The following is a 15,536-nucleotide window of genomic DNA, read 5'->3' on the forward strand; positions in this document are numbered from 1 at the left end:
TGAGAAGAAAAACACTCGCAGTATGTCTCGAATGCCACACCAAAATCCACTCAAGTAAATATGACGGTAAGAGATTTATAAACGCTAATGTCGGCTGACAGTTAATCACTGGCGAGCGGAGTGCACAGGAAACTTGCACGCTCCGTTCTGAGAGGGGCATCTGGAAAAGTACTATTTTAGGATAGCAACTCGCTGGGTGCCTACTCTACGCACGTACGGTTCCGTCGAGGAGCATGGGCGGTAACGCCTGTGTTTACTCAAGAGAACATGTCTATCTGTATATGCAAGGTTTACACCTCTTCCTGTGTGATAATTTTGGTTTTGTCACCTTAATTTTACCACACCATGGATAGGGGTGTAATTATTTTTAAAGAACTTATGTTTGGTGCTGTTCAGCTTTTTGTAACAGACACTTATAGAGCGGATATCAAGGGAATTGTCGAGCAATATTTCCGACTGACCAATACTCGAGTTAAGCCTCTTCTTCCCGGCGCAGTACTGCCTGATTTTAAAGAACGAGGCGGAAAAGATTATAGACTCGATGCTAAACTGGATATTTATCAATTTACGCAGATTATGATTCGCTGCGTGCTTAATCACAATCGAACTCTTATGAAGCATTACCAGCGTGGTGAAATGATGATCGAAGACGATGTCCCTGCTATTCCGTGGGAGCTTTGGAATTGGGGTATTGCCAACCGGTCAGGCGAGCTTCGTTATTTCCCAGAGGATATTGTTAAACTTAACCTCATGCCTTCAGGTAAAGCCTCAGTGACAGAAAAGGGCATTGTGTTCCAGGGCATGCGGTTTACTACGGAACGGGCTATTAAGGAAATGTGGTTTGAACAGGCACGCTTAAAAGGATCGTGGGTTGAGGATATTTCTTATGATCCGAGAAACATTAACTATATTTATTTGAGGGAACCTGGCGGCAGAAGCTATCAAATCTGTACTTTGCTGGGTTCAGAAGAAGCCTATAGCAACAAATCCTATGATGAAGTGGTCTATAAGCGCGAATATGAAAGATTCACCAGCCAAAAGCTGAATCAAGCCCAATTGCAGCAGAGGGTTGATCTTAATATGGATATTGATTCTATTATTAAAATCGCTGAAGGAATGGCTCCAGAGAAGGACAAGTTGTCAAGCAATACAGCACGAGTTAAGAATATAAAGACAAAACGCAAAATCGAAAAAGCTGGGGAACGAAAAAAGGAAGCCTTTGTTTTAGCTCCTGAAAAGAATAGGCTGAACAACAATAATCCAGCGCCTGTTGTCCCATTATCCGATGAAACAACAGAGAATATAGGGATTTCCAAAGCTGAGCTTTTTAGAAGAAAACAGCAGGAGAAAATTTATGGACGAAAAAAATCTGAATAAGGACACAGTTTTAGGGCAGGCGGCATTAGCCAAATATACTGAGCAAGCTGTACCGGATTATAAGGGTAATCCCCTTATCGAGGCCCTTCCAGATATTTTTTCTGAAGAGGAGCTTTTCGATGTTTTGAGCAGTTATCCTTTGTATGATGAAGATGAAAGGAAACTTCCTCCGCATATTCGCTATCACTGCGTTATGAGAATAACACGTTACTTCCAGCCGCGATTGAAACATTTCGACTTGGAAAGCCGCCTTTCCACCGCTATAAGACAGGGTTATATTGCTCGCAATCCTTTGGGAAAAAACTATGCTATGCTTCTCCAACAGGGATACCAGATGATTAAGAACAAGAAGTATCCCGAAATATTTAACCCAGAAGTGCTGACCAGTGCTTCTGGATTTACGATGATTGGCATTTCAGGGATAGGCAAGACAAAGGCGATTGAACATGTTTTAGCTCCCTATCCCAAATTAATTGTTCATTCCGAATACAACGGTCAGCCCTTAAATCTTTACCAAATTCCCTGGCTGAAACTGGACTGCCCTCATGATGGGTCGTTAAAAGCCTTATGTATTAATTTCTTCACCAAAATTGATGAGCTTCTTGGAACAAACTACTACGAAAAATTTGGGACATCCAGGGGCGTCTCCACAGATATTTTGATTCCGCGCATGGCTCAGTTAGCTAGCCTCCATTGCATAGGGGTTCTTATCATAGATGAAATCCAACATCTCAGCCTCCCAAAAAGCGGCGGAGCTGAAAAAATGCTAAACTTCTTTGTCAGTTTGGTTAACACTATCGGAATCCCCGTAGTGTTAGTAGGGACATACAAAGCAAGGCCCATTCTCCAGGCCGCTTTCAGGCAGGCTCGTCGTGGATCGGGACAGCAAGGTGATCTAACATGGGATATCCTCGACAATGATGAAGAATGGGATATTCTCATTGATGGAATGATGAGATATCAATGGACAAAGGAAATTATCCCTCTGAGCAAGGAATTAAAGAATACTCTTTACGAAGAAAGTCAGGGCATCGTGGATATAGCTATTAAGCTGTTTATTATGGGACAACTGAAAGCTATAAGCACCGGCATCGAGAAAGTTAGTTCTGAACTTATTAGGAAAATCGCGAAGGAAAATTTAAGGCTTGTTAAGCCTATGTTGGAAGCCTTAAAGTCTGGAAACACGCTGGAAATAGCTAAGTATGACGATATACGGCCAACGGATATTGATCTTCAAAGATTCTTTGAGAATAACTCCCCTCTGGCTCAATGGGATGCCATAAAGTCTCTGAAAATGAATCAAGAGAAGCAGAAACTAGGTGAACAGCGCAGCGCAAAAGAACAAGCTTTAATGCAACTTCTGCAGTTGGAAGTTGATGAGGATTTAGCTTTAATTGCACTTGAAAAAGTTTTAAGCAGCTCAAAGAATGAGATGAGTGTTTCAGAAATTGTTAAAGCATCTCTAAAATTGATTATGGATATCCAAGAGAAGAAAAGTGAACAGAGTGATGCAAAGAAGGTGAAGCCAAAAGTTACCTTAGAGAAGGTGAAACCCGAAGAACCAACCTTATGCATAATCGTTGATAAAGGGCGGGAGAATAAAAAATCTGCCTATGAGCCGACGGTAAGGTAAGCTTATTTACGTATTGGAATGGAGATAAAAAGGCTCTGTTAGCAAAAGAGGATGATGCTTTAGAAGCTTATATTGTTTTTTGTGCAAATCAACTGAGACTATACTTTTCCGCAGTAAAAAAGAATTTCCGCGATGCGTGGGAAGCCACTGATTCAAAAATTTTGTCTGTAACGTCAATAAATGGTTTTATTATTGCTTTTACGCGTCAGCTAGAAAGTAATGGAATACAAGATTTTGATTTTTACGATGCAAAATTAAAAAACTTAAATATTGATTTTTCAAAAGCTATCTTTACTTATACATCTAGTCAATACAGAAAGTTCTCTAACCAGATTCTTCAAGAAGCATTTGAGCTAGATATAGATAAAGTATAGTTGAAATATTAATCCTCTTAAATAATTAGAGTGACACAACGGTAGCTTTTAATAAATAGAACCTTTGTGTCACTCTATTTTTTCGGTTTGGAATTAGAAATTGATCCTTACCACGAAAGAAACTTTAACTTGCTCTAGATTGATTCCCAAATTAGCTTTTACTTCGTTTATGAACCATAAACAAAGTTCTTTTTCACTTGAGATTTTTTGTTGTAGTTTTTTTTGAGATACAATGTCGGCCATATTTTGCAGATTGTTTTTCTGCTCTTGAGTAAATCCGTTATCTTCGAAAAAAAACACATCACCACTTATTGTTAACTTTATTATCGACCGCAATGTAACTCCTCCTTTCCTATACAACAAAACAAAATTCCTAACGCTAGCGTTTGAAGTAGTTACAGATAAGATAATCTTCTTAAATGAATCTTCGTTTGAAACTGTACTGGGGCAGTATGCATTATTCTCTGATTATTCGCTTTCTGGAAATATTTATGCAGATTATCAAAAAACATAACAGAGATTGGAGTATGTTTCAAAATTGATGATTTCATTCAGTTTAATTATACAAAGGAACACATTAAGGAGGTCATAAGAATGACCGTAAAAGAGTTTTATGGTAAGACTCCCAAAGAACTAGGGATGAAGCTCTTATATGTACCTCAGAAAAAGAGTGTTTTGAATAACTTTTTTTCCCTAATAATACTTGATAAGTTTTTCTGAATTTGCAATCTGCTAACTTTTTTTTCCGGTTCCTTTTTGTTATTTCTGTAAGAATGCTTAATACAGCCCATCATTTTTAACAACTTTATTTCCTATAAACAGCAGCTGTGTCGTTGTAAAAATGTTTGAACTGTATTAAAAAGTTTGAACACGAGTAAGAAGATTAAACAAAGCGAATAAAAAAGATAGAACTGAACCACCTCTACTGATATGATATTGGTAGAGGTGGTTTTTGTGGAAAATGGAAAACAGCCGACATAAACCGAGGGTACAAAGACGATTACTCTTTGATTCCCCGTGGGAAGGCCTACTAGCTATTTATTGTGATACAAGATGCTTTATGATTTTAGAATTCTTAGAAGAGTGTCAGAACCAGTTGATCAAAGTAAATAAGGGAGTGGAAGTAGAATGAAATCTTTATTCGACCAAACACAGTTTTCCGGAATCAAGCTAAAAAACCGATTTTTCCGTTCAGCAACTTATGATGGTTTAGCCGATGAACGCGGGCACATGACGGAAGCGTTATTTCAGGTCTATGAGAATTTAGCAAAGGGGGGAGTCGGGACTATTATCACGGGTCTTACGACTGTAACTGATATAGAGCAGCCCATTCCATGCCAAATGGCTATCTACGATGATTCATTCATTGACGGCTATAAGAAGTTGAGCGAGATGAGTCATCGTTACCATGCTAATATTATCCTGCAACTCGTTTGCCTCGGATCCCAAACTTCAAGCGGCAAGGTGATGTGGGGACCAAGCTCCGTCGAAGATTTGGGTTACAAAACTACCCCGGATGAAATGACACCTCAAGAGATTCTCCTTGTTCAAACAGCTTTTGCCGATGCAGCGCTTCGAGCAAAGAAGGCGGGGTTTGATGGAGTTCAGATGCACGTTGCTCATGGATATCTATTAAGTAAATTTTTGACGCCCAATTATAACCGCAGAACTGATGGCTATGGTGGCAGCATTGAGAATAGAGCAAGAATGGTCATGGAAACGTATAAAGCAATCCGGGAAAAGGTTGGTCCGGACTATCCGGTTCTGATTAAAATCAATAGCGAAGATTATATGGATCAAGGGATGACTTTCGAAGAGTGCAAATACGTATGCAAAGAATTGGTGAAATTAGGAGTAGATGCAATTGAAGTAAGTGGGGGTAGTTTCTCGTCGCGGCGTAACGAGGGGCCATCAAGAAAAATAACCCTGGAACAGGAATCATATTTCAAGTCTTATGCCGCTGAAATAGCGCAAGAAATTAATGTTCCGGTCATCTTAGTAGGTGGTAATCGTGAATTTGGATCACTGACGGAGATTTTGAATCAAACTCCGATTAAATACTTTGCCCTTTCTCGACCGCTAATAAGGGAGAGCAATCTCATTAACCGTTGGCAAGATGGCGATCTGGACCACGCAAAATGCATTTCTTGTAGTAAGTGCTTTGGGCGACGGGACGGAACCAGCTGTGTTTTCAACCGTCAGAATAATGCTGAAAATAACGGATGAGCGTATCTATAAATGATAATAAAAAGGGGATCAGGCAAATTGGTGCCGGATCCCCTTTGGGGTGAATAGCGAGAAAGTCGTATGATTAGATTAATAATAGTCATGAGTCATGACCATTTAACTAACAGTTTCTCACTGCATTTCTTGTGGGCGTTGGTCATCGCCGGGTGGCATCATACCATCAACAGGCGGCATCATGCCTTCCCTAGAAGGCATATTCCCATCCCCATCGGGTCGCTTGCCAAAGCCACCGCCACCACCACCGGGGCCTGTATTTTGCGGTTTAGTGGTTACACCCGATTCCGAAAGATAGGTAAGCGAGTCCGAAAGTGTTACATCAACTAGTTTGGTGTTTCCGCTATAAAGCGTATAGGTAGAGCCCGCCAATAATTTAGGAGACGAAATTGCAACCGTACTATATTGTTTTGAGGGTGTATAGGTTGCAACAATAGTTCCATCCTTATCTTTAAGGATTATGGTACTTCCTGCAGCTTGTGAAGATGTGTAAGTCATCAGGATAGACAGTTGTGAATTAGTGCTGGGAGCTTGAGCCATTCCAGAACTGCCGGATGCTACGAGAGTTCCTCCGCTTATTGTAAAGCCACCGTCATAATCAAGCGCACCATTATTATTTGCCGTTGGGCCATCAACATAGACAGTACCCCCTGTCATGTTTACACTCCCGTTGGAATCCAGTCCGTCACCATTTGCGTTTAAAGCAACTTCGCCGCCAGTTATAGTCAAAACACCCTCCTTGCTATTAACATTAATTCCGTCATCTGTAGAGGTAGCAATAACTTTCCCCCCATTTACAGTAATATTGGTACCCTCCAAACCCTCATAGGAGTTCTTAATGGTTATTTCGCCATTGTCTATGTGGACATTATTGTCCGCGTGTACTCCATCATCACCGCTTTGTAAGGTCAGGATACCACCATTTATGGCGACATCATTGTTGCTGTGGACGGCATCCTCATAGGATGAAATATTGATATTACCACCATTAATGAGAATACTATGACCTGCTTTTAAACCTTTTTTGCTTTCCTCGTTCTCTGTACTCGTTGGATTGGTATTTGTAGTGGTAGTGGTGGCATTTTGACCGGGACGACCACCAAAGTTATTGTTGCCACTACTGATACTCTTGCCGGGATAGCCACCGCCGGAGTTTAGATTGAAGTTACCATCCTCAATTTGTACTTGCTTTATTGCCTGTATTGCATCGTTTGCAGCAGTAATCGTGAACTCTCCGTTTTGGATAATGACATTTCCCTTGCCCTTGCCCTCATCTGTTTCATTGGTAGAGCGTATGCCGTCTTTACCAGCTGTTATGGTAATACTTCCGTTTTTAACACTAACCATGTCCTTACCAACTATTCCGTCAGACTTTGCGTTGACAATCAACGTACCGTCCGTGATTTTTAAGTCATCCTTGCTGGTAATTCCATCGTTATTATCAGCTGTCACCGTTAATGTGCCACTACCGGTTAGGGTAAGGTCGGCCTTGCTGAAAATAGCAGCGGACGGTTCACCATCAGCATTTACAAGGGTGTTACTTCCTCCAGTTACTGAATTTTCGGTGCCATTCTCAAGGAGTATGACCGTCTTTTTAGCGCCTTTAATATAGATAGGAGCGCTTGTTTGACTCTTGATCGTTGCTTCGTTTAAGACGAGAAAGACCGTTTCTTTATCGATATCCTTATTCACATCAACAATAATACTCCCGTCCGTTAACGTTCCAGTAATCTCATAGACACCCGATGCGGAGATCGTTACAACCGAGCCTTGTACGGCTAAACCGTCTCCTTTTACTGTGGCTGAGCTTCCATTTAAGCCAATCGTCTTATAACTGCTGTTTTTCCAGTTGAAATAATTATTGTCGCTATCATACTTTACAGAAACCGCCTTGATATCGCTGGTAGTGGCAGTACTTATGCTTTCCAGGTTGGAGCCTTCTTTCGTGGCAGCACAACCTATAGTACCGGTTATTAAAAGCGTCAGGGATAAGATAATCCCAAGTGGTTTTTTCATGAATATTCTCCCTTTAACGTAAATTTTATCGATTGATGAACACCAGCGATTATGATACGAAATCACCGCTGTAGCTGATAAGCACAGCATTTTTCACGCCGACAATTGCCGAGATGTTGTTAACAAAGCTACTTTCTTTGTCTTTAACCCGAACTTCTAGAGTTAATTCGATATTGTCTTGCGATACGTTTTTTTGTTTCAGGTTATACCGTTTGGTATGAGTGTGTATCAGGCCGAGAACGTCTTTTTCACTATCGTCTCCGCAGCAATTCACCAGGAGCAGATAGGGCGTTTCAAAGGAGGCCTTTTTGATAAAGATAAACATCACTATACCAATCATAACGGAGGCAGTAATAGCTAGGGAATAGAAACCAGCGCCGACCACGATGCCAGCAGCGGCTCCCCAGAATATGAAAATCAAATCAGTAGGGTCTTTGATGGGGGTTCTGAAACGTACAATACTGAGCGCTCCGACCATACCGAGGGAGAGGATAAGGTTTGAATTGATGGCAATGATAATCATAGCGGTAACCATCGTAATACCAATTAAGGTCACATTAAAGCTCTTCGAATATAAGACACCGCTAAAAATCTGCTTGTAGAGTATATAGATGAAGAAGCCTATCAGGAAGGCAACCGACATCGTGATAAGAGTGTTTACGATAGAGATATCGGCACCGAAATTACTCAGGACTGATTTTTTAATGATATCGATAAAATTAAGCGCTTGATCTGTATTCATAGGTTATTGATCCTCCCATAGATTCAATTTAATAAACTTTCTACAGATAACATATTTGGAGGCGGACTGACGATGTAAGCCCTCTAGTTGCAAGACATTGCGAATAGAGCTGGGTAAATACTCATCGTATTTAACCTCCAGGATAATTTGGTTTTCTGACAAGGCTTGAACCATATTCAAATCCCGACTGAAAAGATCCGTACGATGCAAACCACTTTTCAGATCTTTATCGAAGGTAATGCGAACATTGCCGTGAGGATGAATGTAGGGCTCTCTAACATAGTCCACGATCACCTTGGGACGCAACAATTGATGGGTCATTTCGTTGTGTAATTCCATCAAAAACGGCTTGCTGTGATTATTCAGTTCCTGATAGTCACCAGCGAGGATATTGTCTGCCATCTCTCTGGTGAGTGACTCTTTGATTTTGGCAATATAGTCACCGTTCTTAATCTTTTTTTCAAAGTGAATCACCTTATCTTCTAAATTGTAGATGCGGATTCGATATTTCTTTCGTTGACGTATCCCTCCTAATTTTTCAGCGAGAGCCTTGTTATTGATGTCATCAAAGTATAAGCTGCGAATGTGGTACTCTCCTGTAGGTCCGACGTGCTCATCGCGTTGCATCAGGTGTTTCAGACGCTGCCGGAGCGTGTAATATTGATGATAATTGATAAAGAATTTTAACTCATGACGATATTGGATGGCTTGGTTCAGGGTTCACACCTCATTTCTCCTCGTGACATTGTTTAAATGGTATATTGGCATTATAAGCAAGCTTGCTGAATTCCACTTGAAGATTGCCTGAATGTTTGCTGAAAAATACGTCTAGGGTAAGCAGTTTTATTGACTTGGGTTTCCTGTCAGTATATGATTCAGGAAACTTTCAGCATTCTTTCAGTTTGTATTCAACCTATAATTGCATAATTAAATAAGGTTCAAATGGGTTGGGTTTTTAAAGTAAGCCAGTTTTTTCTAATAGGTAGGAGATAGGTAGGGGATAAGTGATATGCAAAAATTAAAGGGCATTAAAGTACTATTGGTCGATGATGAACCGAATATTTTGCAATTTTTAGAGATGGGTCTTCAAGAGGAAGGGTATGAAGTACAAACCGCTCAAGACGGGATGATGGCGGTAACCCTTGCTAAGCAATTCCAGCCACATATCATTATTCTTGACGTTATGATGCCTGGTATGGACGGATTTGAAGTGTGTCGAATGCTCAAAAAGACCGAGAATGTAGCGATCATTATGCTCACAGCAAAGGACGAAGTCGATGACCGAGTGAAAGGACTAATGCTCGGAGCGGATGATTACATGATGAAACCGTTTAGCTTTGAGGAATTGCTAGCCCGTATTCAGGCTAGAATACGGAATCAATTTCCTAATCTATTAGGGGAGGTTGAGATAGGAGCCTTTCGAATCGACGATCGGCGCAAAGAAATCCTTTACGAGCAAAGGGTTCTAGAACTCTCGACAACCGAGTATGAGCTGCTTAAATTCTTGGTGCTTAATCATGGCTTGGTCTTAAGCAAAGCGAAAATATTAGATAAGGTATGGAGTTATGACTTTGGCGGGGATGAAAATATCGTTGAAGTGTATATTCGGGCGCTCAGGGAAAAATTAAATGATAAAGAACACCGTCTGATTCGCACCTTGCGTGGGGCGGGATATCGAGTAGACGTGTAATGAAAACAAACTCACTGCGCTTTCAGCTCTTATCTCGTACGTTATTGCTTATGGCACTTTTACTGGTGATCATTGGCTTGGTTCAATATGTTTTCATGCGAGGGTTTATCTATCAAAATAAAGCATTGAGTGTGCAAAGCCAGATTCTATCAATTCCTCCAGATGCGTGGGAAAAATTGGTGTGGGAAATCCCAGATGAAATGCCAAGCCATTCAGAGGGGAAACCATCGGGTAAGGGTTTCAGTCGTGTTCCCTTTTTCGCCTTGCAGGACTCCACGATTGTCTTCTATGATATGAATGGAACCTTTTCAGTTCTTTCGAATACTTCCATAAATTCTGAAGCTCCTCCTAAATTAGCTGAACGAGATTATCAAGAAGCCATGCGTTCCAAGTCCAAGCTCACGTATAAAGTCTCAAAACAAGGGTCAGGTAGCGAGCAATTGATCGTTCTTCAGTCCATTAAGGCGAGAGATCAATTGCTCGGAGTAGTTCAAGTAAGTTTGAGTACAAGCTCTTTGAGGGATATTTTAACTCGGCAACTACTGACGTTTTTGTTGATCTCATTGCTTGCTTTAATAGGAGGATTGTTGGCTTTTATTCCCGTACTGAGAAAAACGTTGGTCCCTTTGTCGAAGATGGTGGATACAGTAGAACAAATCGACGCTGGAAATCTTGCCGAACGCTTGCCGATTGAACAAGGGCAGGTAGAAATCGACCGATTGGCAGACTCCTTTAATGGAATGCTCGAAAGGCTAGAAACCTCCTTTGAAGCGGAAAAAGAGGCCAAAGAACAGATGCGGCGTTTTGTTGCGGATGCCTCTCATGAGCTTCGCACGCCTTTGACCTCGATTCATGGGTTCTTAGAGGTGCTGCTTCGTGGTGCGATGAATCAACCAGATAAGTTGCACAAATCCTTAACGAGCATGTACGCAGAGTCTGAACGCATGAAAAAGTTAGTTCAAGATCTGCTTCTACTAGCAAAGCTGGATCGATCCCCTAATGTTCAGCTCAATGAGGGAGCGTTGGACGAGATCATTAAGGAAATGGCACCGCAGTTGAGGTTTTTAGCGGGAAACCGTAAAGTGAGTTTAAGACTTACTGTAGATTTGAAATGTCGATTTGACGAAGATAAGATGAAACAAGTTATTTTAAATCTCTTTCATAACGCGGTACAGCATACCGATCCTGAAAAGGGGGATATCCAAATTTCTTTGGAAACTGCTTCAGGTGGTGTGGAACTAAGTGTAAGAGATAATGGTTCTGGCATTACACCGGAGCATTTGCCTAAGCTATTTGACCGTTTTTATCGAAGTGATTCTTCTAGAACTCGTAAATATGGAGGGGCTGGGCTAGGACTTGCCATCACAAAATCGCTCGTGGAGCTTCATGGAGGGACAATTCGAGTTGAAAGTCAGGCAGAGGAAGGAACCGCATTTTACGTATGGCTCCCGCAGTCTTATCCAAGATGATCTCTCTATTTCATCCAATATCTAGTTGTAATTCACTATCATTTTTACACTATCCTATCAACTGAAAACAGGTTACCCTTTTTCGTAACGGGTCGCTTTAAGGTACAAAAGGTCAAATTACAAATGACGCCCAAATTGATAACAATTTTGAGCGTCATTTCTTTGTATGTCCAATGTTCTAAAGTATCATCCCCTTAAAGAACCAGCGGTCTAAACTAGCATTACTAAATTATGGTTAACGATGTTCAAGTAACAATTTATTTTCTGTTAATTAGCCTCAGTTATTTTTATCTAGCACCTTGGTAAAAAAAGCTAAGGCTAAACCAAATACTATATGCGCAATAATTGTAACAACCGCGCCAGTTGGCTCTTGAGGTAATTTATCCTCAACTGTTTGCCCAAGCAATGTACCAAAAAGGCTTACCCAAACCACTAAACCGAAGCCCACACCCTTTGTCCATAAATTCTTTGAACCAAAAAGGTAAATAAAATACACAAATACAACTCCCAAAAGTGAAGTAACTGTAATGTCAGCAATGGCATCTACCAGATAAGCTAACTTATGGTAAAGGTACTCCTTCTGGATAAAGCGAGTAGCTACAACTTGCCAAAATACAACCTTTGTGAACCCAAAGATAAAAAGAATATAATTAGTTGTTAGCTTTAGTGCATCGGCTAGTATACCTATCAAAACTCCTATTAAAATTTTATCCTTAAATAAAAGATCCCCTCCTTGATTATAATGGGTAAAGTACATGTATTAATGTTTTTAGATCAATTTTGGCTTCTGAGGAGTAATATCTACACTTAATTTGGATGTTTATTCATATAATCTCTAAGCCAATATTTGTGAAATTCTTCGTCGAGAAGATATTCCATAAGAATATCTTTGATAATTAGGTATTCCTTTTCGTTCGATTCCTCAATAAACTCTCGATACTTTTTGATTGCCTCATTTTCAAGCGTAACACCAAATTTGCACGTGCTGTGTCGACCAATAGATTCAACCGTTTCACCTACGAAACTACCTGCTAATTGAAAAATTGAACCCACTAAAGAGGGAACCTCCTCATTTGCTTGGTCAATCATATTGGCAAAATAGTCAGCATGTCCTTGTTCTATTTGCACCATTTTTTCAAAGGCTTTTTTGTAATACTCATCCGTTGTAGAATTAGCCTGGGCATTATAAAAGGCAACTTGAAATGTCTCTAATGTATAGAATTCCTTAAAGCGAAAAATTAATTTATTATCCATTTTACCTCCAGTTGATAACGCTTAATTATGCTTAAATTGCTCACCCCGAGTATGACGATAACGGCTATAAATGATGTAAGTCTTATGGAATGGGTGGGAACGACTTTTGGGTCATATTGCTCTATATCATGGCACGATGCACAAAACGAGGGAACGGATGTCGTAGGATTATGTTTTCCTAAAATCAATGTTAAAATGCCTTGAATTAGCCAAAAAGAAAATCTTAGAAAACTTGCCCTCAACGCAGAGAAATTACGGAATGGATTGATGATATTGATACAGCCACGTTTCATCGGCCGAGTGACTTTTTTGCTGGTGCTGCTGTCTCTCCATTTAAAGCCTATGAATCAGAGCAAATGTCTCATTACTTTAAGCTGAAAAAAAGGTTGCAAGTGGTACAAATTAAATTCATATAACCATTTAGTTATGAAAACTTTGATTTTAACGATATTTGTTTTGGTCGTTCTGGGCGAGCTTATTGGGCAATATCTAAGAATCAGAATATTGGACCAAAAGAGTGCGGTCTGCCGAACTCCGGCGGCTTAAGGAACAACTTTCCGAAGGCATCACCAGGGTCAGGATTATCCTAATAAGAAATAAAGAAGGGCAAAATCGTTTAAGATTTTGCCCTTCTTTAGTAACAATTTCTAAATTCAATGAAATTAAGAGAAACTAACTTAACGGCTATTAATTGACTGTATCATTTTTGTAGTGGGTAAATCACTAAATTCTTACGTATTCGACATGGATAAGATGATAGAATTTACTATCTTTTGTGTCCACGGATTTTATAAGTATTGAAAAACACTATTTTGGTAATACACAATCAAAAGTTGAAGGGTGAATTAACATACGCAATATTAATTGGCGGTCTCCATACTTATATCTAATGCTTGTACCTTTTCTTTGGTCGACAAATTTTATCATTGGCAAACTATTAGTAGATACCGTACCGCCTCTGACGATGAGTACAGCGCGCTTTACTGTGGGAGTAATAATCCTCTCATTGATAATTGCAAAATCGAAACGCCCAGAACGAGGTTCTTGGTAAAAAGCCTGTGTTCCCTTGCTCATAATGGGGATTACCGGAGTCTTAGGGTTTAATAGTTTGCTTTATGCCGGCCTACGCTCTCGCTAAAACATAGGTTAAGGACCTTCGGTCCTCACCTCCGAACCGTACTCGATTCAGTCAGTTCTCCCAGCGGGGCGTAATCTCGTCGGGGCGGCGTGTCTCTTGCTGTACATGGTCGTAAGGGTAAGTAGGGGGCGAATCGTTGCTTTCTTTGTGGCAAGAATGACAAAGTAGAACCTACTGAAAGGAGCAAATAATGAACGATGATAAATCAATGGCTGAAGAGAATGGCGAGGAACAATTTGACTACGAAATAGTGAGCATAATAAAGCCAGCCTACTTTAGAAAATTAGTAGCTCTTCTGATTCTATTAGCTTTTATAGCAATGTCTGTGCCTAATCTCCCTTACCTCCTATCTAATCAGCTGAATTTCTTAGATCAGAATAGAGCTTTAAAGGAAGACGATATCGTTCAACGATGCAAGCCTGCGGTAGTAAGCATAGAGGCTATGGTTACAAATGAGTTTCTTAATACGGTGGTAAAACAGGGCACAGGATTTAATATTTCCACAACAGGTACGATAATAACTAATCAACATATCGTAGCCAACGCTAGCACGATAACTATCCGCTTTGGTGATGGAACGGAGTATTACTCCAAACACTATGAGGTCGTCCCGGATGTAGACATAGCTATTATTCGGTTAAAAGGGAATGATCTTCCCACCATTGCACTCAACATAAATAACAGGGCACAAAGTGGCGAAACCGTGACCATTATCGGCAATCCGTTGGGGTTTGAGAAGATATCGCAGAGAGGTACAGTAGGTCATTTTTACAGTATGAAGAATAGCCTGACCCAGGTTTTTGATATTAATGTACCTATTAACCCTGGTAATAGCGGTAGTCCGGTCATAGATAATCAGGCCAAGGCGGTAGGTATTGTCTTTGCCAGTACTAATGTCGATATAAATGGCAAATTAGAGCTTCGGGCCTTAGCAATACCTATTCAGGTTTTGCCCCTCGGAATATAAACGCTGAATCTGTCTAATTGCTCTTTCCAATCTGCGTGGAAAGGTTAGATCTTCAGAACTACATACTAAGACCTTCCAGCCATCCTTATTATACTTTTTCAGATCACAAGGATGCTCGGGGTCATGAATACAAATCAGGATATTTTCCACTTGGGCCAGAAATGTTTGCCCCATTAAGCTCTTGTTCCAATAGATAGTGCCTTTTGGAAAGATGTTACTTAGAACGTGTTTAAGAAGATAAGCTTGCGTAGGAACTTGCAAGGGGCCAAATGCTGAAGAAGTTTTAGAGTGGATGGATGTAACTAAAGCAGGGGTTTTTATAAGTACATCCTGTTCAAGCTCAGTGACAGCCTCAAACTTCGATTCAGCCTCGGCAAGCGCCTGAGCATCAGCTTTGGCTTGGGATTCAGCCAGGGCAAGAGCCTCAGCAAGCACTTGAGCATCAGCTTTGGCTTGGGTTTCAGCGAGAGCAAGAGTCTCAGCAAGCGCCTGAGCATTAGCTTTGGCTTGGGTTTCAGCGAGGGCAAGAGCCTCGGCAAGGGTTTGAGAATCAGCTTTGGCCTGGGTTTCAGCCTGGGCAAGAGCCTCAGCAAGGGCTTGAGCATCCGCTTTGGCCTGGGTTTCAGCCTGGGCAA

At 40.7% G+C, this 15,536-nt stretch carries 14 protein-coding genes and 1 pseudogene; 8 read left to right on the forward strand and 7 right to left on the reverse strand.

Annotated elements, in window-relative coordinates; genetic code table 11:
- The first annotated feature begins 345 nt into the window (after positions 1-345).
- Together JL57_RS14005 and JL57_RS14010 are read left to right on the forward strand one after the other, a co-directional pair.
- Positions 346-1,377 (forward strand): Mu transposase C-terminal domain-containing protein, encoded by a 1,032-nt coding sequence (locus JL57_RS14005; protein ID WP_291300084.1) that lies wholly within the window; start codon positions 346-348, stop codon positions 1,375-1,377.
- Positions 1,355-3,010, forward strand: coding sequence for an ATP-binding protein (locus JL57_RS14010; protein ID WP_045691587.1), 1,656 nt, complete (start codon positions 1,355-1,357; stop codon positions 3,008-3,010). The genes JL57_RS14005 and JL57_RS14010 overlap by 23 nt, the downstream gene beginning before the upstream one ends.
- 467 nt (positions 3,011-3,477) lie before the next feature.
- On the opposite strand, the gene JL57_RS14020 is transcribed toward JL57_RS14010, so the two are convergent.
- A complete protein-coding gene (locus JL57_RS14020) occupies positions 3,478-3,720 on the reverse strand; it encodes a hypothetical protein (protein ID WP_034142658.1) in 243 nt (80 codons plus the stop codon).
- Between the two features lie 258 nt (positions 3,721-3,978).
- Here JL57_RS14020 and JL57_RS34425 point away from each other — a divergent pair, with 258 nt between their 5' ends.
- Positions 3,979-4,104: a hypothetical protein gene (locus JL57_RS34425; RefSeq protein ID WP_291300085.1), complete on the forward strand. Its 126-nt coding sequence runs from the start codon at positions 3,979-3,981 to the stop codon at positions 4,102-4,104.
- A 408-nt stretch (positions 4,105-4,512) separates the two neighbouring features.
- Positions 4,513-5,610 carry an NADH:flavin oxidoreductase gene (locus JL57_RS14025; RefSeq protein WP_034142659.1) on the forward strand — a complete coding sequence of 366 codons (1,098 nt, stop codon included), beginning with the start codon at positions 4,513-4,515 and terminating at the stop codon, positions 5,608-5,610.
- Between the two features lie 132 nt (positions 5,611-5,742).
- Here the strand turns inward: JL57_RS14025 and JL57_RS14030 are convergent, their stop codons facing one another.
- The 3 genes from JL57_RS14030 to JL57_RS14040 are packed head-to-tail and all read right to left on the reverse strand — an operon-like array spanning position 5,743 to position 9,100.
- Positions 5,743-7,641, reverse strand: coding sequence for a carbohydrate-binding domain-containing protein (locus JL57_RS14030; RefSeq protein WP_034142660.1), 1,899 nt, complete (start codon positions 7,639-7,641; stop codon positions 5,743-5,745).
- A 49-nt stretch (positions 7,642-7,690) separates the two neighbouring features.
- Positions 7,691-8,383 (reverse strand): hypothetical protein, encoded by a 693-nt coding sequence (locus tag JL57_RS14035; protein ID WP_034142661.1) that lies wholly within the window; start codon positions 8,381-8,383, stop codon positions 7,691-7,693.
- Positions 8,384-8,386: 3 nt separating this feature from the next.
- Positions 8,387-9,100, reverse strand: a complete 714-nt coding sequence (locus JL57_RS14040) for a polyphosphate polymerase domain-containing protein (RefSeq protein ID WP_034142662.1) — start codon at positions 9,098-9,100, stop codon at positions 8,387-8,389.
- A gap of 292 nt (positions 9,101-9,392) precedes the next feature.
- On the opposite strand from JL57_RS14040, the gene JL57_RS14045 reads away from it, so the two are divergent.
- On the forward strand, positions 9,393-10,073 hold the full coding sequence (locus JL57_RS14045; RefSeq protein ID WP_034142663.1) for a response regulator transcription factor: 681 nt from the start codon (positions 9,393-9,395) through the stop codon (positions 10,071-10,073).
- On the forward strand, positions 10,073-11,542 hold the full coding sequence (locus tag JL57_RS14050; protein WP_045691586.1) for a HAMP domain-containing sensor histidine kinase: 1,470 nt from the start codon (positions 10,073-10,075) through the stop codon (positions 11,540-11,542). Before JL57_RS14045 ends, JL57_RS14050 begins: the two co-directional genes overlap by 1 nt.
- Positions 11,543-11,819: 277 nt before the next feature.
- On the opposite strand, the gene JL57_RS14055 is transcribed toward JL57_RS14050, so the two are convergent.
- Positions 11,820-12,233, reverse strand: coding sequence for a hypothetical protein (locus tag JL57_RS14055; RefSeq protein ID WP_291300086.1), 414 nt, complete (start codon positions 12,231-12,233; stop codon positions 11,820-11,822).
- A 116-nt stretch (positions 12,234-12,349) separates the two neighbouring features.
- Positions 12,350-12,796, reverse strand: coding sequence for a demethoxyubiquinone hydroxylase family protein (locus tag JL57_RS14060; protein WP_034142666.1), 447 nt, complete (start codon positions 12,794-12,796; stop codon positions 12,350-12,352).
- Positions 12,797-13,655: 859 nt separating this feature from the next.
- Here JL57_RS14060 and JL57_RS36420 point away from each other — a divergent pair.
- Positions 13,656-13,847 carry an EamA family transporter gene (locus JL57_RS36420; RefSeq protein WP_366557027.1) on the forward strand — a complete coding sequence of 64 codons (192 nt, stop codon included), beginning with the start codon at positions 13,656-13,658 and terminating at the stop codon, positions 13,845-13,847.
- Between the two features lie 277 nt (positions 13,848-14,124).
- Positions 14,125-14,901 carry a S1C family serine protease gene (locus tag JL57_RS14065; protein WP_034142667.1) on the forward strand — a complete coding sequence of 259 codons (777 nt, stop codon included), beginning with the start codon at positions 14,125-14,127 and terminating at the stop codon, positions 14,899-14,901.
- Here the strand turns inward: JL57_RS14065 and JL57_RS34430 are convergent.
- Positions 14,863-15,536: pseudogene (locus tag JL57_RS34430) on the reverse strand (hypothetical protein); the annotation flags it as partial. The gene JL57_RS14065 and the pseudogene JL57_RS34430 overlap by 39 nt on opposite strands.

This window comes from Desulfosporosinus sp. BICA1-9 (assembly GCF_000802135.1).